Origin of the sequence: uncultured Nostoc sp., from assembly GCF_964247315.1 — a bacterium.
In the GTDB taxonomy this organism is placed as follows: Bacteria; Cyanobacteriota; Cyanobacteriia; order Cyanobacteriales; family Nostocaceae; genus Nostoc.
Map to the genome: position 1 here is coordinate 1 of NZ_CAXTTT010000065.1, position 24,737 is coordinate 24,737.

The 24,737-nt window shown below is 39.5% G+C and carries 18 protein-coding genes; 7 read left to right on the top strand and 11 right to left on the bottom strand.

Features of this window, described 5'->3' with window-relative positions:
* Nucleotides 1-219 precede the first annotated feature (219 nt).
* A complete protein-coding gene (locus ACFE93_RS19470; protein ID WP_375475309.1) occupies nt 220-4,446 on the top strand; it encodes a CHAT domain-containing protein in 4,227 nt (1,408 codons plus the stop codon).
* Between the two features lie 36 nt (nt 4,447-4,482).
* On the opposite strand, the gene ACFE93_RS19475 is transcribed toward ACFE93_RS19470, so the two are convergent.
* The gene (locus ACFE93_RS19475) at nt 4,483-4,758 is read right to left on the bottom strand and encodes a hypothetical protein (RefSeq protein ID WP_375475311.1); all 276 of its coding nucleotides are present in this window, start codon (nt 4,756-4,758) and stop codon (nt 4,483-4,485) included.
* A gap of 311 nt (nt 4,759-5,069) precedes the next feature.
* Here ACFE93_RS19475 and ACFE93_RS19480 point away from each other — a divergent pair, with 311 nt between their 5' ends.
* Nucleotides 5,070-5,453 carry a hypothetical protein gene (locus tag ACFE93_RS19480; protein ID WP_375475313.1) on the top strand — a complete coding sequence of 128 codons (384 nt, stop codon included), beginning with the start codon at nt 5,070-5,072 and terminating at the stop codon, nt 5,451-5,453.
* Nucleotides 5,454-5,598: 145 nt separating this feature from the next.
* Complete coding sequence (locus tag ACFE93_RS19485; protein WP_375475315.1) at nt 5,599-6,252, top strand: Uma2 family endonuclease; 654 nt, start codon at nt 5,599-5,601, stop codon at nt 6,250-6,252.
* On the opposite strand, the gene ACFE93_RS19490 is transcribed toward ACFE93_RS19485, so the two are convergent.
* Both ACFE93_RS19490 and ACFE93_RS19495 read right to left on the bottom strand, forming a co-directional pair.
* Nucleotides 6,249-7,631 carry a DUF2079 domain-containing protein gene (locus ACFE93_RS19490; protein ID WP_375475317.1) on the bottom strand — a complete coding sequence of 461 codons (1,383 nt, stop codon included), beginning with the start codon at nt 7,629-7,631 and terminating at the stop codon, nt 6,249-6,251. The two genes, ACFE93_RS19485 and ACFE93_RS19490, sit on opposite strands and share 4 nt — an antisense overlap.
* A 50-nt stretch (nt 7,632-7,681) precedes the next feature.
* Nucleotides 7,682-8,881 carry a hypothetical protein gene (locus ACFE93_RS19495; protein ID WP_375475319.1) on the bottom strand — a complete coding sequence of 400 codons (1,200 nt, stop codon included), beginning with the start codon at nt 8,879-8,881 and terminating at the stop codon, nt 7,682-7,684.
* A gap of 179 nt (nt 8,882-9,060) precedes the next feature.
* On the opposite strand from ACFE93_RS19495, the gene ACFE93_RS19500 reads away from it, so the two are divergent.
* Nucleotides 9,061-10,602 (top strand): ArnT family glycosyltransferase, encoded by a 1,542-nt coding sequence (locus ACFE93_RS19500; RefSeq protein WP_375475366.1) that lies wholly within the window; start codon nt 9,061-9,063, stop codon nt 10,600-10,602.
* Nucleotides 10,603-10,644: 42 nt separating this feature from the next.
* Here the strand turns inward: ACFE93_RS19500 and ACFE93_RS19505 are convergent, their stop codons facing one another.
* The 3 genes from ACFE93_RS19505 to ACFE93_RS19515 form a co-directional block, all read right to left on the bottom strand.
* Nucleotides 10,645-11,844 carry a hypothetical protein gene (locus ACFE93_RS19505; RefSeq protein ID WP_375475321.1) on the bottom strand — a complete coding sequence of 400 codons (1,200 nt, stop codon included), beginning with the start codon at nt 11,842-11,844 and terminating at the stop codon, nt 10,645-10,647.
* 186 nt (nt 11,845-12,030) lie between these two features.
* Complete coding sequence (locus tag ACFE93_RS19510; protein WP_375475323.1) at nt 12,031-14,016, bottom strand: DMT family transporter; 1,986 nt, start codon at nt 14,014-14,016, stop codon at nt 12,031-12,033.
* A 35-nt stretch (nt 14,017-14,051) separates the two neighbouring features.
* Complete coding sequence (locus ACFE93_RS19515) at nt 14,052-15,359, bottom strand: mannosyltransferase family protein (RefSeq protein ID WP_375475325.1); 1,308 nt, start codon at nt 15,357-15,359, stop codon at nt 14,052-14,054.
* Between the two features lie 492 nt (nt 15,360-15,851).
* Between ACFE93_RS19515 and ACFE93_RS19520 the strand changes: the two genes are divergently transcribed.
* Nucleotides 15,852-17,048, top strand: coding sequence for a 1-deoxy-D-xylulose-5-phosphate reductoisomerase (locus ACFE93_RS19520; RefSeq protein WP_375475327.1), 1,197 nt, complete (start codon nt 15,852-15,854; stop codon nt 17,046-17,048).
* Between the two features lie 213 nt (nt 17,049-17,261).
* Here ACFE93_RS19520 and ACFE93_RS19525 read toward each other — a convergent pair whose 3' ends face one another.
* On the bottom strand, nt 17,262-17,759 hold the full coding sequence (locus ACFE93_RS19525; RefSeq protein ID WP_375475329.1) for a PDDEXK nuclease domain-containing protein: 498 nt from the start codon (nt 17,757-17,759) through the stop codon (nt 17,262-17,264).
* Nucleotides 17,760-18,112: 353 nt separating this feature from the next.
* Here ACFE93_RS19525 and ACFE93_RS19530 point away from each other — a divergent pair, with 353 nt between their 5' ends.
* Complete coding sequence (locus tag ACFE93_RS19530; protein ID WP_292699786.1) at nt 18,113-18,310, top strand: hypothetical protein; 198 nt, start codon at nt 18,113-18,115, stop codon at nt 18,308-18,310.
* Between the two features lie 41 nt (nt 18,311-18,351).
* Here the strand turns inward: ACFE93_RS19530 and ACFE93_RS19535 are convergent, their stop codons facing one another.
* Nucleotides 18,352-18,852: an acyl-CoA thioesterase gene (locus tag ACFE93_RS19535; protein ID WP_375475331.1), complete on the bottom strand. Its 501-nt coding sequence runs from the start codon at nt 18,850-18,852 to the stop codon at nt 18,352-18,354.
* A 117-nt stretch (nt 18,853-18,969) separates the two neighbouring features.
* Here ACFE93_RS19535 and ACFE93_RS19540 point away from each other — a divergent pair, with 117 nt between their 5' ends.
* Complete coding sequence (locus ACFE93_RS19540) at nt 18,970-21,039, top strand: CHAT domain-containing protein (RefSeq protein ID WP_375475333.1); 2,070 nt, start codon at nt 18,970-18,972, stop codon at nt 21,037-21,039.
* 245 nt (nt 21,040-21,284) lie between these two features.
* On the opposite strand, the gene ACFE93_RS19545 is transcribed toward ACFE93_RS19540, so the two are convergent.
* The 3 genes from ACFE93_RS19545 to ACFE93_RS19555 form a co-directional block, all read right to left on the bottom strand.
* Nucleotides 21,285-21,629 carry a DUF1815 family protein gene (locus tag ACFE93_RS19545; protein ID WP_334862670.1) on the bottom strand — a complete coding sequence of 115 codons (345 nt, stop codon included), beginning with the start codon at nt 21,627-21,629 and terminating at the stop codon, nt 21,285-21,287.
* A gap of 1,032 nt (nt 21,630-22,661) precedes the next feature.
* Complete coding sequence (locus ACFE93_RS19550) at nt 22,662-22,877, bottom strand: DUF2839 domain-containing protein (RefSeq protein WP_099101660.1); 216 nt, start codon at nt 22,875-22,877, stop codon at nt 22,662-22,664.
* Between the two features lie 220 nt (nt 22,878-23,097).
* Nucleotides 23,098-24,645 (bottom strand): ATP-dependent DNA helicase, encoded by a 1,548-nt coding sequence (locus ACFE93_RS19555; protein ID WP_375475335.1) that lies wholly within the window; start codon nt 24,643-24,645, stop codon nt 23,098-23,100.
* Between the last annotated feature and the right edge of the window lie 92 nt (nt 24,646-24,737).

The following is a 24,737-nucleotide window of genomic DNA, read 5'->3' on the forward strand; positions in this document are numbered from 1 at the left end:
TCAAAGGCTCAACGTTCAAGCAAAAAGGTGCAACTTCCGAGTTCAGAGGCTCAACATTCGAGTAATAAGGTGCAACCTCCGAGTTCAGAGGTTGAAAATTGAGATTTTGAAGGCGATTGCAGACGCATAATATCTCAAAAGCTCGTTTCCGATAGAACAACATTAAGGATTGGATGCGGTTAACATAGTAAAAATATTTTCAGCCTATTGTAAGTAAAAATGCCAAGTCAGGTTTACACATGGAAGCGCTTCTGGTGTCCCCGGTCAGGTCACATCGATCTACGTGATGGTGGATATTTAGTCAATCCAGATTCAGAGTGGGGGCATTTTTACAAATCTGATTCAGTTGCCTTTGAAACTATATCTGAGATGCGCTGTTTGGTGCTGCTAGGTGAAGCTGGTATGGGTAAGACCACAGCCACCGAACAAGCATATCATCAAGTTTCTCACAAGTTTAGTGACTCAGAAAATGTTTGTTTGTGGTTCAGACTTGGTGATTATGATTCAGACAAGCAACTATGTGATGCAATTTTCCGCGATGAAACATTGCAAGCTTGGCGCAAAGGAACAAATAAACTACATCTTTTTCTGGATAGCCTAGATGAGGGATTACTTTCTATCAAAATACTTGTCAGGATTCTTAAACGTGAAATAGAACAGCTACCTTGCGATCGCCTGTATTTTCGGATTACTTGCAGGACGGCTGATTGGAAGGATAGCTTGGAGCAAAAGCTAAAAGACAAGTGGGGAGAAGAAAATGTAGTGGTATATGAGCTAGCTCCTCTATGTCGAGTAGATGTAATTGAAGCAGCAAATAGAGGTAACATCAACTCTAATGATTTTTTACAGGAAGTCTTTAATAAAAATGCTATTCCACTTGCTATTAAGCCAATCACACTAAAATTTCTTCTGGGTATTTATCAAAATGGACGGTTTCCTTCTTCTCAGAAAGATTTATACGAAGAAGGTTGTTTACAACTATGTGAAGAGGTGAACCCAGATCGCTGCGATTCTGGCTTTACCGGGAATTTAGATGCAAAACACCGATTAGTTATAGCAAGTCGAATTGCAGCTTTACTTCTATTTTCTAAACGCTCTGCCATCTGGATAAGTCCAGAATATGGGAAGATGCCAAATTCTGATATTGCTATACGAGATATTTGCATAGGCAAAGAAAGTATTAATCAGCAAGAGTTTCCAGTTGACGAAAACTGCATTAAAGAGGTTTTGTCTGTTACCGAACTATTTTCTTCGCGCGGCCCGCATCGAATTGGTTTTGCTCATCAGACCTATGCTGAGTTTCTTGCTGCACGATACTTGGTTCACCACGAAACACCTTTAGAGCAAGTAATGAAATTAATTGCTTCCTCTGAAGATTCTGAATTTAGGTTAATTCCACAGCTTCATGAAACTGCTGCTTGGCTAGCTGGTATACTTCCTGAAGTTTTTAGGGAAGTAATGAAAACAGATCCCGATGTACTACTCCTAAGTGATGTAGCCACTGCTGGTGAAACTGATAAGGCCGCTCTAGTTGAATCACTTCTGAGATTACACAATCAGGAAAAATTAACCTACCAATACATTACTTGGCTATACAAAAATCTGAATCATCCAAAACTACCCGATCAGCTTCAACTTTATATTTGTGATTCAACAAAGAGTATAAATGCAAGGAACGTAGCTATTGATATTGCAGAAGCCTGTAATGTAAAAGCCGTACAGGAATATCTTGCCGATGTTGCTCTTGATCCTCAGCAACATTCTTCGGTTCGCATCAATGCAGCAGTGGCTGTATGCAATCTTGGCGATGAAAAAACCAAGGCAAGATTAAAACCTTTAGCAGTTGCTCAAATCCAAAATGATGTAGAAGAGCAGCTAAAAGGGTGTGGACTCCGAGCAGTTTGGCCAGGCAACATCACAGCAGAAGAGGTTTTTACCACCTTAATACAGCCAGTATCTAAATCCATTGGTGGAAGATATCAGGACTTTATAGCAAAAGAGCTTGGACAACATCTTCAAATATCTGATCTACCAGTAGCTTTCAAATGGCTAAAAAAACAAGTTACTAGGCGCGACTTGGGTTATCCTTTTGGAGAGTTGTCAGATGCAATTATGTTGAAAGCCTGGGAACATTTGAATAAACCCGAAGTAATGCAGGAATTTACTATAGTTGCTTTTTCGCGGTTGAAGAATCACGACGTAATTATATATGATGACTCATATAAACCAATCACCTTTAGCCAGGTTTTAAAAGATGATGTTCAAAAGCGCCGTCAAATTGTTGAGTCAATTATCTCGATAATTCCAGAATCAGATCAAGAGCCTTTATGGTTAATTGGCTACATAATAACAGCAATAGTTTTTGAGCAAGATTTTCAATGGTTAATTCAATGTATCCAAAAAACACAAACCGAATATCATCAAATAATTTGGGCAAAATTAATACGATGTAATTTTAGACGATTTAAATCGGAATTTGAGTATGTAGATGCCGTACTTATAGCAAGCGAAACCAACTTAATATTGAGAAAAGAGTTTGAATCTCTTATCGAAGCAATTGAGTTAGGCTCACCAAGAGCGCAGCAGGAACAGGCAATATATCTGGAAGAACAGGATGAGCGAGACGAAGACGATAAGCAAGCTCTTTTAGAACTTCTACCAAAAAAACGAGTACTTGAGATTTTAAGTCAGATTGAGGCTGGTCAGTCTAATTTTTGGTGTTCTTTATGTTTTGCATTAACTCTTAAATCTCATAGTACTCATTATGGTGATCCATTTGCATCTAGTTTGATAAATCTTCCTGGTTGGATTGAGGCAGAAGATTCAACAAAAGAAAGGATTATTAACGCTGCGAGGCTATATCTGAGTGATGGTGATCCAGAAAGTCAAGCTTGGCTGGGTACCAATAATTTACGCAACTCTGCATTAGTAGGTTATCAAGCATTAAATTTGTTGCTGCAAAAAGCACCAAACTTGATTTTCACTCTATCTGCCGAAGAATGGCAAAAGTGGACAGCAATAATCCTTGCGTATCCCAACTGGGGAAGAACTGAAAACCGAGAGCATAGACAGGAATTAATCAAGAAAGCCTATCAAAATGCTCCTAGTGAATTTATCAGAGTCTTAATGATATCAATTGAAAAAGAGAATCAAGAATATGGTTTTGTTGACATCAACCGCTTAATAAAAAATTGCTGGGATGAAAAGTTAGCTAAGGCAGTATTCGATAAAGTTCAAGACAAAGAATTAACTGATAAAAGTTTAGGTGATTTACTTGAGGATTTACTGAGATATGGATTTCTTGAAGCTAAAGCATTTGCAGAGTCTCTAATTCTTTCACCTCTTCCTAGTAGTAGCGATAAAAGAGCAAAAGCAGTTGCAGCAGCGAAAGCACTTATACTCTATACAGAAGATGCAGGCTGGCCAGTTGTTTGGCCTGCTATTCAGCAAGATACCGAATTTGGTCGAGAAGTTATTGAAAAAGTATCGTCTCACATTAAGTATAACGGGAGTGTGGAGCAACGTCTTAAAGAAGAATACATAGCTGATCTTTATATTTTTCTTGCCAAGCAATATCCTGACTCAGATGACAAAAAGCAAAACAGTTCTGAAGATAAAAAACTAACTGATATTGATATTGAAGCATATACAGTAACACCACAACACAGCATTAAAACGTGGAAAGAGTATATTCCAAAGCGTCTACAAGAGCGTGGTACTCCTCAAGCCCTTGAAGCACTTCGCAAGATTATACGTGAACTTCCAGAATTGAAAGACAAATTGCAATGGAGATTGCTAGAGGCTGAGGCTTTAATTCGTCGTCAAACTTGGCAACCACTTAAACCAGAGCAGATTCTCCAGATTGTGACTCACAAAAAGTCATCCCCCATGAAAACAATACTAATTTTGGCAGCAAATCCTAATAATTCAACTCCCCTACGTTTGGGTGAGGAGGTACGAGAAATTGATGAGGGTTTACGTCGATCTCAGAAACGCGATCAATTCAGATTAGAACAGAAATGGGCTGTTCGGGCTGCTGATGTACGTCGAGCTTTATTAGATCATGAACCACAAATCGTCCATTTCTGCGGACATGGATCTGGAAATGAAGGATTGGTGCTAGAAGATGAAAACGGACAATCAAAACTAGTCACTACAGAGGCTTTAGCAAATACATTTGAACTGTGTACTGAACACGTTGAATGTGTTCTCCTTAATGCTTGCTATTCTGAAGTGCAAGCAGAGGCAATTGTAGAACATATTGACTATGTGATTGGGATGAATGATGCAATTGGAGATGCTGCCGCAATTCATTTTGCTACGGGATTTTATGATGCTCTTGGAGCAGGAAAGTCTATTGAAAATGCTTATAAATGGGGTTGTAATGCAATTCAGTCTGAGAATCTGCCAGATCATCTGAAACCAAAACTAAAGAAGAAAAAATAGCTCAATCAGCTTTCTGGTAATTAGAAAACCGCCTCTTCAATCACCATCATCCAACCTTATACCTTCAAGTTTTAACCTCAGAACCCGAAACTTAAACTTCAGAAGCTCAACGTTCAAGCAAAAAGGTGCAACTTCCGAGTTCAAAGGCTCAACGTTCAAGCAAAAAGGTGCAACTTCCGAGTTCAGAGGCTCAACGTTCGAGCAAAAAGGTGCAACTTCCAAGTTCAAAGACTCAACGTTCAAGCAAAAAGGTGCAACTTCCAAGTTCAGAGGCTCAACGTTCGAGTAAAAAGGTGCAACTTCCGAGTTCAAAGGTTAAAAATTGAGATTTTGAAAGTGATCGCAGACGCATAATATCTCAAAAGCTAGACTCGTCGCCAAACTTGGCAACCGCTTCAACCAGAGCAGATTCTCCAGATTGTGAGCAATAAGCCAAAAAATCAAAGTGCATTTATATTTGAGGCACTTCAAAAAGTTTCAGATCAGTGGTAAGTTGCTCCATTTGTGAAAGCAATCGAGGCTGTGGTGAAAGGAGAATAAACTAAGTTGAGAAAATAAAGCGATCGCCTTCCAAGCCTGATCATGCAGACTCAGATATCGAAGAAGCAGGTAAAATTAATAGAATGGTAAAACAAAATTTTCAACCGGAACATACGCCGATATCTCCGTCAGATGGTTCTGAAAACCTGTCAACTACCATTCATTTCAACGAGATATCCAAATTAAGTGAACTTTCCTTTGACCCAAACGCTATGCCTATTTGGGAACTGGTAGCTGAAATCTCTGCCCAAGTTCCTGATGAAAAATGGCAAAAACTATCCACAGACTTAGCTAGGAGATTTGATTACTACCAGCGATCGCCTTCTGAACACCATCATTCAACCTCAGAACTCGAAAGTTGCACTTCAGAACACAAAGTTTCGACCTCAGAACGACAACAGCCAAGCAAAAAGCTCGAAACTTCTCCTTCAGAACACCAAGCTTCCCCTTCAGAACAGCATTGTTGAGCCTCTAAACTCGAAATTTCCACTTCAAAACCTCAAACTTCCCCTTCAGAACTCAAATCTTGAACTTCAAATGTCAAAGGAGCGAGCAAAAAGCCTAACAATTTGAGTTACAAGAGATATAGCTTATTGGCATAAGGGTTAAATAATGAGTGAAACTCAGACCCAGTTACCGACAGATACATGGATTTGTGCTTCTTGGCAAGAGTATGAGCAAGCGATCGCTAACTTGCTCAACGAGAAGGCAAAGAGTTACTACTATAAGGGGCACATGAGGCTGGAGATGGCACCAGTTAGTTTTGATCATGGTAAAGACCATGTTGTAATTATTTTTGCAGTGACTCTATTTGTGGCACTTAAAGGAATACTGGCGACAGGTTTAGACACAACCACTTTTCGTAAAACTGGTGTTCAGGACTGTCAGCCCGATGTAGCGTATTACCTTAGAGAACGTGCCCAAACTATCCCAGCAGGTACAGGAATCGTCAACCTTGATCGGTATCCTGTACCGGATTTGGTGATTGAGATTGCTAAAACATCTTTGCTGGATGACTTGGGGACAAAGCGATCGCTCTATGAAGAGTTAGGCGTTGCTGAATATTGGGTAGTAGATGTTCAAAATGCCCAAATCATTGCTTATGCTATGGCAGAGCAGGGTAGTAAACGTATTCAAGAATCACAAGTATTGCCGGGATTGGCAATGTTTACTTTAGAGGAAGCTTTACGCCGTAGCCGTGAGATGAATCAATCTGAAGTTGGAGCTTGGTTATTGAGCCAGTTTCAGCAAAAGGAGTATTGTTAACTAATAATTTTTTCAAAAAGATATACATCATCTTGTTGATATTCCAAGTGAAAATTTGACTGATTTTTCAATATATTTACTAAGTTAGAAAGAGATTCAGAACTTGCAGCCCAACCTGGATGGCGAACATTGAGCAAGACATAATGAAACTTATTCAATTCAGCAATATTTTGAGAAGGATTATATTTAAAACTAATTAACTGTCTGTGGGTTAAATGTGGAGTAATTATATCTGTAGTTAAAACACTATCTTTAGTCTTCACTAAAGCGATCGCCTCTTTTGTAGCTGCCCAATTGTCCAGATTATGGAGATACTTTGAGCTAAAGAAACCAAATTTAGCGAAAGCGAAAAAGCAAAGTAAAGACCACAAGATAATTGCTCGTCTTTGTTTTAGCCATGCTTTACCTACTGCTAGGCTGGCAATTAAAACTAAAATAATAAATGGAATTGCTGGTAAAGAGTAATGTAAAACTAGATTTTTTTGCGAAGGATGATCGGCAAGTAAATTTAGCGCAACGCAAGGAATTATACTTATCAACGGCATAAGAGATTGTGGTCTTAAACCCCAAAAAACAGGTAAGAATAAAAAACATAAATATTCTAAGTTTATAGTTGAAAAAAGGTTGTTAAAAATGATTTTGGGTTGAAACAGGAATATTTGTAGCGTTTCGGAAAAGGAGTTTCCCAAATAGCTATAGCGATAAAGATGACGGTTCAATAAGGTTGCTTCGCTACCAAAATAAGGGATGATCATCCAGTTAGCAATCAAAAACCATATTGTCCCACCAATAATGGCGATCGCACCATATAAACGTCGCTTTTCAAACAAGAGTAACCAAATCCCCATCGCCACTACAGTCAGCGATAATACAGCTTTACAACCTAATACCACAAGAATACTGAGGCAAAACCAAGCGATTTTTCTCGATCTAGCGGTCAAAACTGCGAACAAAAGGGCAGGAACTGCGATCGTCTCAGGGTGAAAATCACAGAGATTGCTGTTGTACACCACCGGATACATTAGATATACAGCCATAATTGCGACTGCTAAATTTTCTTTTAAACCGGCTTGTAACGCCAGAAAATATGTAGGTAAAGCACCTAACGCTAAAGCAATAGACTGTACTGCAAACAGCCAATAAACGCTAGGGTAAATTTTGTACAGTAAAGCCAAAGGATATAAAATCCAAGCAGCATGATCGGCTAACAGATGAAAACCAAGTACAGAAGAAACTGGCGGTTTTCCTTGACTAATTAAGTAAATACATTGGTCGAAAAATGCTAAATCACCAGATGAATTAAATAATTCGTGTCGTAAGCTACTGGAGATAAATAAAATTAAGCTACTAATGCCGATAATTACTTTAATATAATTCATTTTTGACAGGTTTTCTGTTATTTAAATCCTACTTGCCCTGACTAATTTTTTTATTTAAGATTAGAAGAAAATCCAGCTTGTAATTTTGGATAAATCAGATCGCACTTTCGTACAACAAACCAGAGAACAAAACCTAAAGGTATTGAAAATAACTGGATAAATATGGGAGTTCCCAAGTAACTAAATAATGATGCCATTTGCACAACTATAGCTACCCAAAAATATCGCGGAAAGTAAAAGGCAAAGATAATCGAAACAATATCGGCAGGATAAAAATATCTTTGGTGCATTTTGGGCAGGATATAGGGCATAAACAAAACTGAGATGGTGGCTAAGTGTATCAGTCTATCTTGAGTAATTTTTAGCTTACTTTTATAAACAAGATATGCTAATAAAAATATTGCAGATACAGTTAATGTTAAACCGATAGGCACAACAGTATTATAAAAATTGTTAGGAATCCATTGATAAATATTAGGCACACCTTTCGCCAATTCTTTGTATTTATTAGCTTGACTAAAGTAGATTAATAGCAATTCTTGTATCGGTCTTCCCATCAACCAAGGCGGTAAAACTGCAATTATATATACCGCCGGGATAAATGGTAAATAATACCAATGTATTTTCTTTTTAACTAAAAAAACTAATAATAAAGGTGCTAAAAACATTGCTTGTAACTTAAAAGAAAGTCCGACACCAAAACTGAGCAAAGCAGGAATTTCTTTTTGAATACATAAGAAGTAAATGCAAGCAATCATCCCTGTTGTATATATGCTGTCACATTGACCCCAGATGGCACTATTATATATGACAGTCGGACTCAAAATAACTGCTAAAAAAGCAAAGATTGGTTTACTACCAGTTGGGTATTTTAGTCTGACAATTTTGTAAGTTAAAAAGCCACAAAGAAAATCAACAGCCATTGCAAAAAGCTTGATTGTGAAAATTTTTGGCAATCCAGAAAGCAGGGTGGCAGCAATTAAAATCCAATATAGGTAGGGCGGCGTATAGTCAGCAAAACTATATTTAAGAGCGTTCAACCCACCATGAGATGCGATGAAATCATACCAAGGCGCTAAGAAAGATTTATAATCAGATGATTGATTAGGAACACAAACCAATCGGATCAGCACTGCTAAGATAATTCCAATAGTTAAGTATCCAGAAACTGGAGATGGGAAAAAATTTAAAAACCTATTAAACGGAGATTTCACTAATTTTAATAATGTATTGTCTGAAGTTTTCGTCATAAATTGTATCTATTATTCAAAAATAATGAAATCATGTCAAATTATCTATTGTTTCAGCAAAGGCTGCTCAACACTTTGCTGTAGCATAAGACTGGTTTACGAAGCTGCTATGATGCCATATAAAGCAAGCTTTCGTGGGAATATCCTGGAGGTTTGAGATGATTATCCCGATTTTAGATATGCGTCTATTCCGAGAAAAAGAATGGTTATTTAGCCTAGTGGTAATATCTCTATTTCTATGGCTGATATTTTTGGGAAACTCCCCTTTACGAGATTGGGATGAAGGTACTGTGGCACAGGTTGCTCGTGAAATTTGGCGTGCCCCACTTGGTTCAATGCATTGGCTTTACCCCACTTTGGGAGGAGAACCTTATTATAATAAGCCACCCCTGATGCACTTGTTAATTGCTTGGACTTATTCAATCGGCGGCGTGAATGAGTGGACAACGCGTCTACCGGGTGCAGTGTTAACTGCTTTAGGAGTGCCTTTGCTTTACTTGGTGGGATGTTTGCTTTTTAACCAAAGTTTACCAGCTCTGTTTAGCGCTTTAGTTTACCTGACGATGTTACCTGTGGTGCGTCACGGACGGCTAGCAATGCTAGATGGTACAACTATTACGTTTTTCTTGCTGCTGTTGTTTTGTTTGCTAAAAGCACGTCAAAATCGTCAATATGCTCTAGGTATAGGATTTTGTTTAGGGTTGATCGCTCTCACGAAAGGGATGATAGTTTTGCCGCTAGGAGCGATCGCTTGTTTATTCCTGATTGTAGATCGACAGTTTGCTTTGTTAACAAGCCCCTATTTATTGGTGGGAATGTTTTTAGGAAATGCACCAGCGATCGCTTGGTTTGTTACTCAATGGCAACATTATGGCGAAACTTTCTTTCAAGTGAACTTTCAAACACAAACCTTCGATCGACTGACACAATCTGTTGAAGGTCATAGTGGGCCACCCTGGTACTATTTAATTGAGTTAATTAAGTATAGTTTTCCGTGGCTATTATTTTTACCGTCAGGTTTTTATCTAGCTTGGAAAAAACGTCATACTTCCTGGGGTCATCTAATTATAATCGGCACAATTGTTTATTTAGGAAGTATCTCTTTAATGAGAACTAAGCTGCCGTGGTATGTTATGCCTGTATATCCATTTTTAGCTTTGGCAATTGGTGCTAAACTTAGCGAAATTTGGCAGTACGGTCATTTTAAGGTGCGAACTTGGACAATATTTATGGCTATTATTGCGATTGCTGGTTTAGGAGGTTGTGTTTACTTTATTATTGCAAAAAAAGAGCCTATTTTAATAGTCATGAGCATTGTTTTGACAATAAGTATGAGTGCAGTAGTCTGGTTAGTTAGACAACGCGATCGCAACTTTATTCCAGTGTTATTTTCTGGGATGTACTTAGTTTTAGCACTGTTAATGAGTTCGCAATCATGGATTTGGGAATTAAAGGAAGCTTTTCCAGTTAAACCAGTAGCAGAATTAATTCGGGCAAATGTTTTACCAGGAACACAAATTTATACTTCTTTTGCTTATGGGCGTCCTAGTTTAGACTTTTACTGCGATTGTAAGGTAACTCCTGCAACTGTCCCAACTTTACAACAAATGTTATCTAATAAATCTTATTTACTGTTAGACAATGGGGCTTTACAGCAAATTAATATAACTGGTAGTAAAATTATTGGAGCGACTAAAGAATTCACACTTGTTTCACCATAAGTTAAATATCTAAGATATCTTACTTTTTTAATCTTAATTAATTTATCCTTTAGGTACATATTCTCTAAAATTTAGCTTTGGATAAATTAGATCGCACTTTCGCACAACAAACCAGAGAGCAAAACCTAAAGGTACTGAAAATAACTGGATAAATAGGGGAGTTCCCAAATAGCTGAAAAATGATGCCATTTGTACAACTATAGCTACCCAAAAATATCGAGGGAAGTAAAAGGCAAAGATAATCGAAAGGATATCAGCAGGATAAAAATATCTTTCGTGCATTTTGGGCAGGATATATGGCATAAACAAAACTGAGATGGTGGCTAAGTGTATCAGTCTGTTATGAGTAATTTTTAGTTTACTTTTATAAACAATGTATGCTAATAAAAATATTGCACATACAGTTAATGTTAAACCGATAGGGACAACAATATTATAAAAATTGTTAGGAATCCATTGATAAAGATTCGGCGCACCTTTAGCCAATTCTTTATATTTATTAGCTTGGTTAAAGTATACTAACAGCAATTCTTGTATCGGTCTTCCCATCAACCACGATGGCAAAACTAAAATTATATATACCGCTGGAATTAATGGCAAATAATACCAATGAATTCTTTTTTTCAATAAAAGAGCTAATAATAGAGGTGCTAAAAACATCGCTTGCAACTTAAAAGAAAGTCCCACACCAAAACTGAGCAAGGCAGGAATTTCTTTTTGAATACACAAAAAGTAAATACAAGCAATTATTCCTGTTGTATAGATGCTGTCACATTGACCCCAGAGGGCACTATTATATATAACAGTCGGACTTAGAATAACTGCCAAAAAAGCAAAGATTGGTTTATTATCCTCTGGGTATTTTAGTCGAACAATTTTGTAAGTTAAAAAACCACAAAGAAAATCAACAGTCATCGCAAAAAGCTTAATTGCAAAAATTTTCGGCAATCCAGAAAGCAGGGTGGCAGCAATTAAAATCCAATATAGGTAGGGCGGCGTATAGTCAGCAAAACTATATTTAAGAGCGTTCAACCCACCATGAGATGCAATGAAATCATACCAACGCGCTAAAAAAAACTTGTAATCCACCGACTTATTTGGAACACAAAGCAATCGAATCATCACTGCTAATATAATCCCAATAGGCAAGTATCCAGGAACTGGGAATGGCAGAGAGTTTAAGAACCTATTAAACGGAAATTTCACTAATCTTAATAATGTTTTGTCGGAAGCTTTCGTCATAAATTGTATCAGTCTCGTTGGCTGTGTCCAAATATTACAGCAGATTTTAAGTTGATGAGGTACAAAAATACCCCACCCGCACCGATATAAATTTCATCAATATTTTGTAGTTTGGGCAATATTCCCACACTACTTATACAAGTTAAATGTGGAACAGCTGATCTTTGTTTACTAGCTGTCATGCTGCTACGAGCCTTCGTTTGTTACTTGAATAATGGATTGACTAGATTGGGCTAGATAGATACCCGCTAAAACTACGGCAAAAGTAGCCCAGTCAAACAAACCTACTTGTTCTGAAAAAATGAACCAAGCAAAAATGGAAGCTAGAACTGGTTCTAGAAGAAGTGTGACGGCGACAACGCCTGAAGAGATTCTACTGAGGCTATAAGCTAAAAGTCCCTGACCCAGCACTTGACAGAAGAGAGCTTGGAAAATGATGAAAAACCAACCCATCCAAGAATAGGGCAATAGTCTATCTTCGAGGAATGGCAGGACGGGTAGTAGAAACATTGTTGTTACTCCACAGCGCCACAGCATGATAGTTGCAGTGCTAAATCTGGTTCGGAGTTTTTCTATTAGCAGCATACATGTAGCCATGAAAACCGCAGTTAGCAATGCTAATGCATCACCTAATATTTGATCGCTTGCAAATTGCACCTTATTGAGTTCAAATGCGATCGCTCCTCCCAAAGCGATGACCAGACCAATCACGAATCTGTTGTCAAAACGTCGACCAAATAACAAATACCCAGCCAAAGCAACAAATAAGGAGTTCAAATTAGATAGTAAAGCTACATTAGCAACACTAGTTTGACTCAGCGACCAAGCCCACAAGAGGAGGTAAGTTCCAGCAGAGGTTCCCATTGCCAACAATAGCCACACTTCTTGACTTGTAAAAGGCTTCTGTTCTATAGATTGGTTATCAAGCAAGGCAGGAGTAATATTGCCTTCTGTTTCCTGCCTCCTGCCTCCTCTAATAGACTGTTGGTAGCGGAAAGCCTCAAGTCCATTCCAAAAACCAAAGACAACTGTCGCAATCCAACTGCGATGAAATACTACAGCATTTGCACCAATTTCTTGTTGACACAATTTGGTCAGCGATGGTGCTAAAGATATGGGAATTAGAGCAAACAATAATGAGACAGTTCCTAATAAAGCTGGTGTTTCAGAGAATTGTTGCTTTAGTAATGACAGTTTGATCGTCATACTTTGAACGAAAGTGTTAATTATATTTTTAACTGATTCTTGGAACGGCAAATTAACAGCCTCTTGGCTGGATACGGCTAAGTATAAACCCATTAAAACTACAGCGAAACCTACCCAATTTGAGAAAGTTAATGTTTCGGAAAAAATTACAAGAGCGAAAATGCCGCTAAATACTGGCTCTAATAGATGCACCAAGGAGACAACCACAGAGGAAAACTTGGCAAGGCTATAGGTCAAAAGCCCATGACCTAAAACTTGGCAAATCAGCGCCAAGAAAATTACCCAAAGCCACCCACTGACTGTAGAGGGAAAAAGCTGATCTTGAGTAAACAAAAGTATAGGGAAGATCGCTAAAGCCGCGATCGCACAGATCCACAACTGAATTGTGGCCGGAGAAAATTTGGTTCGTAATTTTTCTACGATCAGCAGGTATGCACTCAAGAAAATCGCCGAAACGATCGCAGCCAAGCTTCCTTGAACCTCGTCTGTGGCAATTTGCAACTCCTCAAATTCAATAGCGATCGCTCCTCCAAGGGCAATAACCATCCCAATCAGGAATTGGTTCTCAAAACCCTGACGAAATAACAGCCACACCCCTAAGCTAGTAAATATGGGAGCGAGATTATGCAACACACTAGAAATTGCAACGCTAGTTTGAGTTAGCGACCAAGCCAACAAAACTAAAGTGGCAGCCCAAAGAATACCAGCACCTAGCAATAGCAAAAGATCCTGACTGGTATAGGGTTGCTGTTCTATAGGTTTATCTCCAGAAAATTGCTGCCGTATTGCCTTGTATCCATGCCAGAGCAAGAAGACCACACTAGCAAGCCAAAAGCGATTAAATACAGTGGCACTGGGGGTGAGTTCAATTTCGCTCAATTTCATAAAAATAGAGCCAAAAGATATGGCACCTACACCTAGAAATAATGAAGCGATCGCTATCTTCGTTTGATTGGATACATTCATTAGAAAATTTAAATTCAAATAATGGATCAAATCTTCTAACCAACCCAATGCTCTTGGGCAAATCCTATAGCTATTTTGGCTAGTAGTATCACAAAAGCTCCCAATATTAAATATCCCTGACGAGGATGACGAGATAGCAGCACACCAATTGCGATGTTCAAAGGCACAATACCGTACGCGAGACGGCTTAATGAGATAGTGCCTCCAGAAGCTAGCAGCAAACCAATACCACAAAAGCCATAAACAACTGTAACTGGGGTCAGTTGCGTGTGTAAACGCCACAACACAAAGCCACCACCTAAGACCATGAACAAGTTGAGGAGGTTATCGATCCACTGTTCGCTTGCCAGAATCAACAAAAATAAGACTAAACCATAAAAGCCATAAAATAATTTTACAGAAATAAAACGTTGACGGAAATGCCATAAAAGATAGCCACTGATCACAATCGCGCCAAATAACAAGAGATACCAGGGATCTTGAATCCTGCCAGAGGAGTTTTGAACCCAGCCAAATTGCCAATTTTTACTGCCAACGGCAATTTGCATGAACATATTTAACCAACCCTGCCAATCAAACCCCAGAGTTGGTCGCCATCCCCGCTGTGCTTCGATAAAAGCTAAAGGGTCGCCAAAATAAATCGCACAATACAAACTGAATAGAAGTATGCCAATAGCAGTAGTGAAACTAACTATATAAGCAATCGGTGGTCGGCGTTCTTTCCAGGCTGCGATCGCTAATGCTGGAATTAGTGCCATACCTGTAGGACGTGTTGCTGTCGCCATCGCGCCCCAAAGGGCAGTCCAGCCATACTGCTTTCGATCGAACGCCCGCAAAGTTGCCGTACTCAAAAACAAATATAGCCCCTCTGTGTAAATCACCCCCGTAAACATCGAAGCTGGATACAAAGAAAGCACAGCAGTTACCCAGTGTGCTGCATTGATGCCATGATGCTCCTTGGCCCAAAAGTACAAACAGTAAAGTGCTGCAAAAAATGCCAAGTTGTTGATTAATGTGCCTGCCAATTCAAATGGTAAGCCCAACTCCATCAAAACCCAGATGCTTAAGGGAAACAGGGGAAAGAAGGCCAGATTATGTTGCTTGCCGTCATTCACAAATTCATAACCAGAAGTTGCGATCGCTCGATAATGGATACTATCCCAAGCATCAAAAACCCCCCAGCCAAAATGAGGCAAAAATTCCTCTGCTGGTAATGGTAGTTTTGGCGCAACCAGCAACATAGCTGTCCAGATGAATATTCGACTGGCAAGCCATATTGCTGCTGGAAATAGGAAATCATTCTTCCATAAAACTTTTTTTATAACTACTTGAACTTTGACCATAGGGTTGAGTGCTTCAACAAACTCCTTTGTGCATCCTTTTACCTATGGCTGTAACACAGTAATTTATGAGTAATATTTTGCATATTAAATCCTCCACCAACATAATTAACAAACTGGACAGATTAAAAATTACTTAAAAGTGTTCCATGCTTGGTTACTTTTGCCAATTTTCTCAGAATTTATCTTTAGAAATATAGTATTTATAAATACAAATTTTGTCTAGTTATATGAAAATTTGTCATTTGTCAAGAGTCATTGGGCATTGGGGAAAAGGCAGGAAGCAAGTGGTAACAGAGCGTAGTCGTTGGCGCAGCCTCTCGTAGAGAAGTGAGGCAGAAGGCAGAAGTTCTTTAATGCGTGAATTTTGAATTGATTTCTCCCTCATCTCCCCACTCCCTCTTTTGGCATCAGTGTATCGATTATAGTGATTGCTGTGATTAAAGAGTCCCAAGCAACTTATAGTGAGAGTTGTCTGTAAATCCTTAAGCAATTGTGAAAGCGATTACTCTTGTTGGTTCCACTGGTTCTATTGGTACTCAGACTTTAGATATTGTCACTCAGTATCCAGACCGATTTCGGATTGTGGGATTGGCAGCTGGTAACAATGTCGAAATGTTGGCTGCCCAAATTCGGCAGTTTCGACCAGAAATAGCAGCCATTTGCTCAGAAGAGAAGTTACCAGCGCTCAAAGAAGCGATCGTTGACCTCGATCCCCAGCCGATTCTATTGGCAGGTGATGCCGGAGTGATAGAAGTCGCTCGCTATGGCGATGCCCAAACCGTTGTTACTGGTATCGTTGGTTGTGCTGGTTTGCTACCCACGATCGCAGCGATTGAAGCTGGTAAAGATATTGCCTTAGCAAACAAAGAAACTCTAATTGCTGGGGCCCCTGTGGTTCTACCCCTAGTTGAAAAACATGGTGTAAAATTACTCCCAGCTGATTCCGAACATTCCGCAATCTTTCAATGCCTCCAAGGTGTGCCCAAGGGAGGCTTGCGGAAAATTTTACTCACTGCATCTGGTGGAGCTTTCCGGGAATGGGATGTAGAAAAGTTAGCAGAAGTGACTGTTGCTGACGCCATCAAGCATCCTAATTGGTCGATGGGGCGGAAAATCACAGTAGACTCTGCTACTTTGATGAATAAAGGACTGGAAGTCATTGAGGCTCACTTTCTGTTTGGCTTGGATTATGACGATATCGAAATTGTCATTCATCCCCAGAGCATTATTCACTCGCTGATTGAACTGCAAGATACTTCAGTTTTAGCCCAACTCGGTTGGCCAGATATGCGCTTACCTTTACTGTATGCTCTATCTTGGCCCGATCGCATCTACACCAACTGGGAACGACTAGATTTAGTCAAAGCTGGAAATTTCACCTTCCGCGAACCAGATCACCAGAAGTATCCTTGTATGCAGTTGGCTTATGCTGTGGGTAAAGCTGGTGGTTCAATGCCAGCGGTGTTGAATGCTGCAAATGAGCAAGCTGTAGCTTTATTTTTAGATGAAAAAATTCGGTTTTTAGATATTCCTCGGTGTATCGAATGGGTGTGCGATCGCCATCAAAATGATAACCGTGCAAATCCCTCTTTAGATGACATTTTGACAGCAGATAAATGGGCAAGACAAGAAGTTTTAACAGCGACTGAAAAATTAGAAACTCACTCGCGGATAATTTCTTTGCGATAAAAACCTTTAATTCAGATACCCAAAAGGCAGATTTTCTGGCTCTTGACCAATTCTTGTTTAGCCTTCAGCATTAGACTGAAGGCTAACGGTTAAATCCAACTGCGATAATTAGTCCAAGAAAAGCTACCTCAAGGGAGTGCCCTGCCACAAATCCCAATAAATGCGTAGCCGTAAAGCTTGTCGTTAGACATCACACTTTCCCATCAACCCCATCTAAGAATCACGTTTTTTTGTCGAACCAAAATCAAACTGTTTCTCAAGCCGATCTTGTTCTTCTTTCAACCATTGTTTAAGAGTTTCTTCTGAAGGAAGTGCTACCATATAACGCGAGACAAATAATTGATTATTAAGTCCTGCTGTCGCATAGTAAACCTCTTCTGCATCTTTTTCAGCACAAAGAAGAATACCCACGGGAAAATTTTTATGAGGATATGCAACGTTTTCTCGCAAGTAGTTTAGGTAAAAATTCATTTGTCCGGCATAATTATGCTTAAACTTACCTAGCTTTAAATCTATAGCAATCAAGCACTGCAAAGAGCGATGATAAAATAATAAATCAAGAAAATAATGCTCTCCCTTAACTGTAATTCGGAATTGACGGTCAACAAAGCAAAAATCTCGACATAATTCATGTATAAATTCTTGCAAATGATTAATTAAAGCTTCTTCGAGGTCAGATTCCGAATAGCTAGCTCTTTCTTCTAAGAGCAAAATTTCAAATTAAACCCTGATACAACAGCCTTTTCAGTCTCAGGATGTTTTCAAAAATCAAATCGGAGTCCTAATCTAACTCTTGTATCTTGTGATTATTGATACAAAAGCTTTAAAAAAGTCTTTCCAGTAATTCTGCCAAATTGCCAAATAACTTGCCTCTGCTCCGCATTTTTGTTTCATTTTCAGGTAATATGGCATTGGCACAGTTACACAAAAAATCTGAGCTTTAGTATCTATTCAAAATTAGGTCTAATAGCTTTAGCACTAGTAATTGTTACTCAGACAAAAGTTTATCTTTTCTGAATAAACGGGTTCTCAGATAACGGCTACTGTTAAGGAATTTATATATTATGATTGCTACGTTGATTGTAGCTTGGATTGTCTTCATAATATTATGGAAGTTGCTAAAGGCAACCGTGAGTAGTGCATTAACTATAGCGGCAATCCTTGTTTTATTAAACATCGGTTTTGGCGTTACTCCGCAAGATATTTGGAATCATATAACGCAGTTTGCTCAAACTCTCTCGCAGATCCAAATCGGCAAGTAAAAAATGAATTATGAATGCAGAATTCAGAATTAATTTTTTGTTCAATTGTTATTTAATACTGAAATCTTGGCTAATGCATCCTTAACACTCGCCGGCAACTGACGCATAATCTTACCTCTTTCACGATCTAAAGCGACTAAAGTCACCTTGGCAGTGACGTACAATTGTTGTCCATCGGTTGAGACAATGGCATAGTCCCAATTGATTCGTACACCAGTCACCTCAGCCATGCGGGTTTTTACCAGCACTGCCATACCCAATTGAATTGAACGGTGATAGCGCACCGACAGTTCTACAACTGGTAAATCGCAGCCTATAGCAACTAAATCAGCAAATTCAACCCCTATAGATCGTAAACATTCAATCCGCGCTTCTTCCATCCAAGCTATATAGGAACCGTGCCAGACAAGACCGGCATAATCAGTGTGGTGGGGTTGCACTCTTACAGGATATTCAAACCAATTCCCAAATTCATGACTTGATCGATTGTCAAGGGCACTGGTTGGTGGTAGTTTTGGTTGGCTGGGTTTTTCTTCTGACATCTTCAATTTTCTCAATACCTATAAATTTTTCAAATTATTGAATAGCATAAAAATTAATTGTGTTGCCGGAATTCTTGATTTAATATTTACACTTCTGAGTATAGGGAGTGTTTTGTTATGCAGCCTAATCTCCGGTATGTTGGTGTTGTTACTTTAACTCTACTTAGTTTACTAACTTTTGGGATGGCTTTCCGAGAAAGTAGCCAGGTAAACCCAAATGCAAGGTTGAGGTATGATTCTGGAGAAAAAGCTCAAGCTTTACCCAAGAATAATCAGCTCTCAGAAATTGCAAGGCTCAACGAAGAAGCTATCAAAGAATCTCGGCAAGGTCAATCGAAAGAAGGATTGCAGAAGTTACAGAAAGCATTAGCCATCAGCAGAGATTTTGGAGAGCGCTCTTGGGAAGCGATAACATTCAACAATATTGGCAGAATCTACCAAAGTCAAAAAAAGTATCCTGAAGCACTTCAATCCTATCAGCAAGCCTTATTAATTAACAAAGAACTTGGGGATCTGGTTCGACTTGGCAAAACCTACAGTAACATAGGTTACTTATTCGATATCCAAAACAAACCAGAGTTAGCAATTTTTTTCTACAAGCATTGCTTGATTAATCGTGAGAAAGCTCGCTTGAATCCATCAGCACTGAGTGCAGCACAACCAGATGCTTACAGCATAACTGTTAGCCAGACATATCGCATTTTGGGCGAACGATTGCTGAAACAGGAACGTGTTGCTGAGGCACAAAGGACGATGGATTTACTCAAAGTTGAAGAACTAGAGGAATATCTCCAGACTGTGCGAGGTAATCAACGTACTGTCAAAGGTATTAATATAGCGGCAACAGAAAAACCAATTCATGCTAAGTGGGAGCAAAGCGTTGATAATGCTGTTGTGTTGGGTAAAGAACTAACAACACTACGTAAAATTGACTACAAAGAGCGATCGCTCCAACAGAAACAACGCATCGAACAACTAGTCTTAAATCAACAGCAAGTTCTAGATGGATTTAACGAATTTATCAATAGTCCTTCAGTGAAAGCACAGGTAGAGCAAATTAGCCGTACAGCTAGGCGGCAAAATTTGGATTTGGAGAGTCTCAACGAACTTCGAGATAATTTGGCGCGATTACCTCAAAAATCGGCATTACTCTACCCATTGATTTTAAAAGATAGTTTGGAATTGGTATTGGTAACTCCTGAATCCCCACCAATTCATCGCACCGTTGCTGTAAAACGCGAAAACCTTTATCAAACAATTGATGCTTTCCGCCAAGCTTTAATCAATCCTAGTCGAAATATCAAAGCACCTGCACGCCAATTATATGACTGGCTAATTAAACCGATAGAGAAAGACTTGAAGCTATCAGGTACACAAACTCTGATTTACGCTCCAGACGATCGGTTACGCTACATTCCTTTAACTGCTTTATATGATGGCAAACAATGGCTAGTGCAACGCTTCAACGTGAATCACATTACATCCGCCAGTTTGACTAACTTAAACACCCCAAAACAATCGACTTTGCGGGTTTTAGCCGGTGCTTTTACTAAAGGTAATTATCAAATCAAAATTGGGAATCGACAGGTTGCTTTCGCTGGTTTACCCTTTGCAACGCGGGAAGTGGAAAGTGTAGCAGCTGCGGTTCCTGAAACTACGAAGCTTTTAGACGATGCCTTTACCCCTAGAGTCGCTGTACCCCAAATGGATGATTATACAATTGTCCATTTAGCGACTCATGCAGCTTTTGTGGTGGGTAAACCAGAAGATTCGTTTATTTTATTCGGGAATGGCGATCGCGTTAATTTTAGAAATGTCGCCACTTGGTCACTCACGAATGTAGATTTGGTAGTGTTGAGCGCCTGTGAAACCGGCTTGGGAGGCAAGTTAGGTAACGGTGAGGAAATTTTGGGCTTCGGCTATCAGATGCAACAAACTGGCGCTAGAGCCGCGATCGCCTCTTTGTGGTCTGTAGATGATGGTGGTACGCAAGCACTTATGAGTGCTTTTTATGCTATCCTCTCTACTGAAAAGCTGACTAAAACTGAAGCTTTACGCCAAGCTCAAGTCTCATTAATCACTGGAAACTGGAAGGAAATAAGTCATAATGTACCTGTAGCAGCAGTTAATGACTTTAGTCACCCGTACTATTGGGCACCCTTTATTTTAATTGGCAATGGACTTTAGATGGATCGCATCTGACATCAACTAGCCAACCTCTCACTTTGGTGTGTTTTAACACCTTCTATTTAGAGGCTGAAAATCCGACTCGTGAGATTTTGGCAGATACAAAAAAATATGCGATGGGCCAGCCCTAGCCAATCACTTCAATGGTAATAGAGAATAGGTAAGAGCGATCGCTAACTAAGCCACTATTACCGATTAACAGTTACCGATAATCAATTTCTAATTTGCTATCGACCTCTGAAACCTTAATACTTCTTGGCAAGAGTTTTAGAGCCTGTATCACTTTGCATAGATTGCTTGACAAGATTGGCCAATTCATCTAGTTGGCTAATTGCCTCTGCACCTTCTAGCTTCATTAATTCGCGGTCATCCCGCATTTCCGTCCAAGTAATGCCGTAATCGGACACTAAAAATCGAATCAGATGGTTATCACCTAAGCTAACCATAAACGATGCACTATTCATTTGGTCGCCACAGGTATAGCAGGATGCAGGATACCCACGCCGCTCTAATACAATCGCCAAGGCTTGCAGGTTCATTACTAAGTCTTGGACGAATTGTCGATGTTGATGTGCTAGTCTCAGAAACACTTTTGTCCTCCAGACACCACAGTAATTTGAGTTTCTTTTATATTTTCTTTAGATTTTCTCACCCATTGGTATTGTAAACTATTCATTACAATTACCAGACAAATGATATTGAGTCGTTAATTGACTACCTTGTTTAGGGTAGTGGATCGAGATTTTGAGGGCCGTATCAAACTATTCAGTTTGCAAATTCAAAATCTCGAACAGAATTGCTAAATTTAACTATATCTTTATACACCTCTGTCAGGGTAGATTCTTAGAGTAAGCGATCCGCTTTAAGAGTAACTTAAATCTACCACTAGTCAACTACAGAAAAGCTACATATTTGGTTTTTATTACCTATGTGCAGTCAAATACACTGTTATTAAATGCCAAAATGTAGTTTTGCTTCGTTATAGTGTCTCTTGCTTAGATGTTTAACCTATTTTCTTTATAACGTAGATTTTGGTACAGACAAATGATTAGTTATACCAAATTCGTTCCTCCCATATATTTAAAGTTAAGCAAATGACAGTGCAAATTAGAGATTAAGTAGTTACCAGAGAGTAAAAGAGATACTTTATACTGAAAACACGTAGTCAGTAGACAAGTGTGAGTGTAGAATCCACAATGGGAAAACTTAACACTGACAATACCGAAACTCAGCAGAACAATGTTGCCATTTAGGCAATATTTTTAGATATTTTGGGATTATTTTCAAAAAGTTGTACGAACCAAAGCACGCTAATTTAGAAGGATTCTTATCTTAGTTTGGTTTTGCCAAATTTAATGCATATATAATATATTTCGATTATCTATTCAAAGTTAGTAATTATTTTTTATTAATAACTGAGTTAACTAATTTGTAATTCGTAATAACGCTCTCTATGACAAGCTGTGCCTAGCTTGCTTCTCATAGAGGTACGTATACCCGCCACCGTTGCGCTAATGTAATTCGTAATTATTTAGCGAAACACTAGCGCGTCATTGTCTTTTTTAATGGTCTTGAATTAGTTAGAGTCTAGATATCCAACTAATTCAATTATGAATTAGGAATTAATAAACTACTTGCCACCAACCGAAAGCTGGGCCGATAAAACGGATTGTTGCCCATCCTACAACCATAAGACCAATGCCTATCCAAGCACCACGAGTAGTCCAAGTGACAAATTGTTCGCCTTGAGTTTTTGTGATCGGAACCCAAGACAAGATCCGAGTCTCTTGACCGTATGTTTCCCCTAGTGTGGTTTTACGACGTTTTGCTTCACCCATAATCAGCAACTCAAATTCTACTTAGGTTCTAAATTTATTTTGCCAGTAATCATGCCAACACAGAGGCGATGAATCGCATCACCCTCTATAAGCTGATAATAGTGCTTGCTTCTTTGCGATCGCGCTTTGTTTAAAAAAATTAAATTTGGTCTTTGGCGACCCAGTTGCACCTGGTGGGCACACCCAATGTGTAGAATGTGGCGTCACTGGTAACTGAATTTTAAGCAGAATTTTCCTCATTGGTATTGGAAAATAAGCTGGGATCAAGATAGTTTATGCGTGCTAGAGGACTTAAAACTGCGAGAATTTGAGCGCCGTAGCTGCGGTTAACGACACGACTATCAAGCAAAGCCACAATCCCTTGACTTTCTCGTACTGGAGCGATCGCCCGTTGTAATTCATTTAAAGCTGCTGGCAACAAGTATAAACGGAACCAATCTTGATGCGATCGCTTATAAAGAGCTACCCTACCAGCTACCAGGGGATTTTCCAAAGATGGTAGGGGCAAAGTAGCAATGATTAACAGATGGGGTGCTGGCAAGACTCGTTGATGTTCTCGCCAAAATTCCCAACCGCTAATCAAAATACCATTTTCATCTAAACAAGTTTTTTCTACTTGCACCCGCGAACCAAACTCTGAGGCCAGAATTGTTGCCACTTGAGACTTGAGTGGTACATCCCCCACCAAGACAACTGTTAACCCTGGTGCTGTCGCACTTAGACAAACCAGTGTGCGGACTTTATGAATAAATGCCGCTTGAAATTCTGGCGTGTTTGGTAGGGGCAACTTATAGGGTACATACAGTTGAATTGCTTCTGCTTGACTCTCCGAGGAGAACTTCAGGCAAGTTAAATCGTCCAAACCCAGGCGCTGGCGAAAAAGGGGAGCCTCAGTTTCCGGTTCGATAGCGCTGCCAATTAAAACTACTGGTTGTCGCTGCCAAATGGGCGAGAGTATTTCCCCTAATTCCATTGGGGCGTAGTGCAAAGAAAATAAACCTTGTCGATGGGCAATAGTCGCCCAGAAGAGAGCAGGGGGGGAAAGATTTTCATCAAGGGTTTGAAATTGTTGCCAGAATTTTTTCCAATTATCTGGGAGGTTGGCTCCATCTAAAGCTAAATACAGACGACTCAAAATTTCTATTTCTGGCTGGGAAATTAGATAACACTGATATGGATTAGCCGGATGTTGAAAAAGTTCGTGTGTTAGTTGTATCCGTGCTTCGCGAATTGCCTCAGCTTGGTTTGGACAAGCTAGTATCAGTTGATCCCAATCATCGGGTTGAATATCTTGAGTAAGTTGATGACGCATCCAATCTTCAAGATCGTCTACCCCATCAATAATTGTGGGAATGCCTTGGGGAAAGCGTGAGCCACCAGCCAATTGTCCTCTTAACCACGCTTCTGGGGAGGTCAACAGTAGCCCTTGGAACTCAGCATCAGGCCAAGCGTCACCTGTTCTAATCGATTTATTGGCTGGTAGCCACTGCTGTAGGCGGGGAATTTCCACCCGCAGCAGAAGTTGCTGCACTGCTTCTTGAGCAACAATAATTACAGGGCCATGCCACATTAGAGCTGATGCTACGAAACTAGTACGATACCGCCCTTGATAACCACAAACTGCCCCGACTTGAATTAGGGCGCTACGTCCCAGGCGCAAGGCGCGTGCTACCAACCGTGCCATCGTCAAATGATGGGGCCAGGAAGGGAACCCCGCTTGCGATCGCAAAAAGTTATGTAGTGACAAATGAACTTCTGCCTCAATCACACGCTTTCAATTCCATACAAAGTGATTTTTACTTCCAATTGCCCCATTTCTATTATCTTGTCATTTGTCCTTTGTCCTTTGCCATCGATCCA

Excerpts from the sequence above, each read along its gene's own strand:
- ACFE93_RS19480 (WP_375475313.1), top strand. The coding sequence starts at position 5,070 with ATGGTAAAACAAAATTTTCAACCGGAACATACGCCGATATCTCCGTCA.
- ACFE93_RS19515 (WP_375475325.1), bottom strand. The coding sequence starts at position 15,359 with ATGGTCAAAGTTCAAGTAGTTATAAAAAAAGTTTTATGGAAGAATGAT.
- ACFE93_RS19490 (WP_375475317.1), bottom strand. The coding sequence starts at position 7,631 with ATGAATTATATTAAAGTAATTATCGGCATTAGTAGCTTAATTTTATTT.
- ACFE93_RS19550 (WP_099101660.1), bottom strand. The coding sequence starts at position 22,877 with ATGGGTGAAGCAAAACGTCGTAAAACCACACTAGGGGAAACATACGGT.
- ACFE93_RS19485 (WP_375475315.1), top strand. The coding sequence starts at position 5,599 with ATGAGTGAAACTCAGACCCAGTTACCGACAGATACATGGATTTGTGCT.
- ACFE93_RS19540 (WP_375475333.1), top strand. The coding sequence starts at position 18,970 with ATGCAGCCTAATCTCCGGTATGTTGGTGTTGTTACTTTAACTCTACTT.
- ACFE93_RS19510 (WP_375475323.1), bottom strand. The coding sequence starts at position 14,016 with ATGAATGTATCCAATCAAACGAAGATAGCGATCGCTTCATTATTTCTA.
- ACFE93_RS19530 (WP_292699786.1), top strand. The coding sequence starts at position 18,113 with ATGATTGCTACGTTGATTGTAGCTTGGATTGTCTTCATAATATTATGG.
- ACFE93_RS19535 (WP_375475331.1), bottom strand. The coding sequence starts at position 18,852 with ATGTCAGAAGAAAAACCCAGCCAACCAAAACTACCACCAACCAGTGCC.
- ACFE93_RS19470 (WP_375475309.1), top strand. The coding sequence starts at position 220 with ATGCCAAGTCAGGTTTACACATGGAAGCGCTTCTGGTGTCCCCGGTCA.
- ACFE93_RS19495 (WP_375475319.1), bottom strand. The coding sequence starts at position 8,881 with ATGACGAAAACTTCAGACAATACATTATTAAAATTAGTGAAATCTCCG.
- ACFE93_RS19500 (WP_375475366.1), top strand. The coding sequence starts at position 9,061 with ATGCGTCTATTCCGAGAAAAAGAATGGTTATTTAGCCTAGTGGTAATA.
- ACFE93_RS19505 (WP_375475321.1), bottom strand. The coding sequence starts at position 11,844 with ATGACGAAAGCTTCCGACAAAACATTATTAAGATTAGTGAAATTTCCG.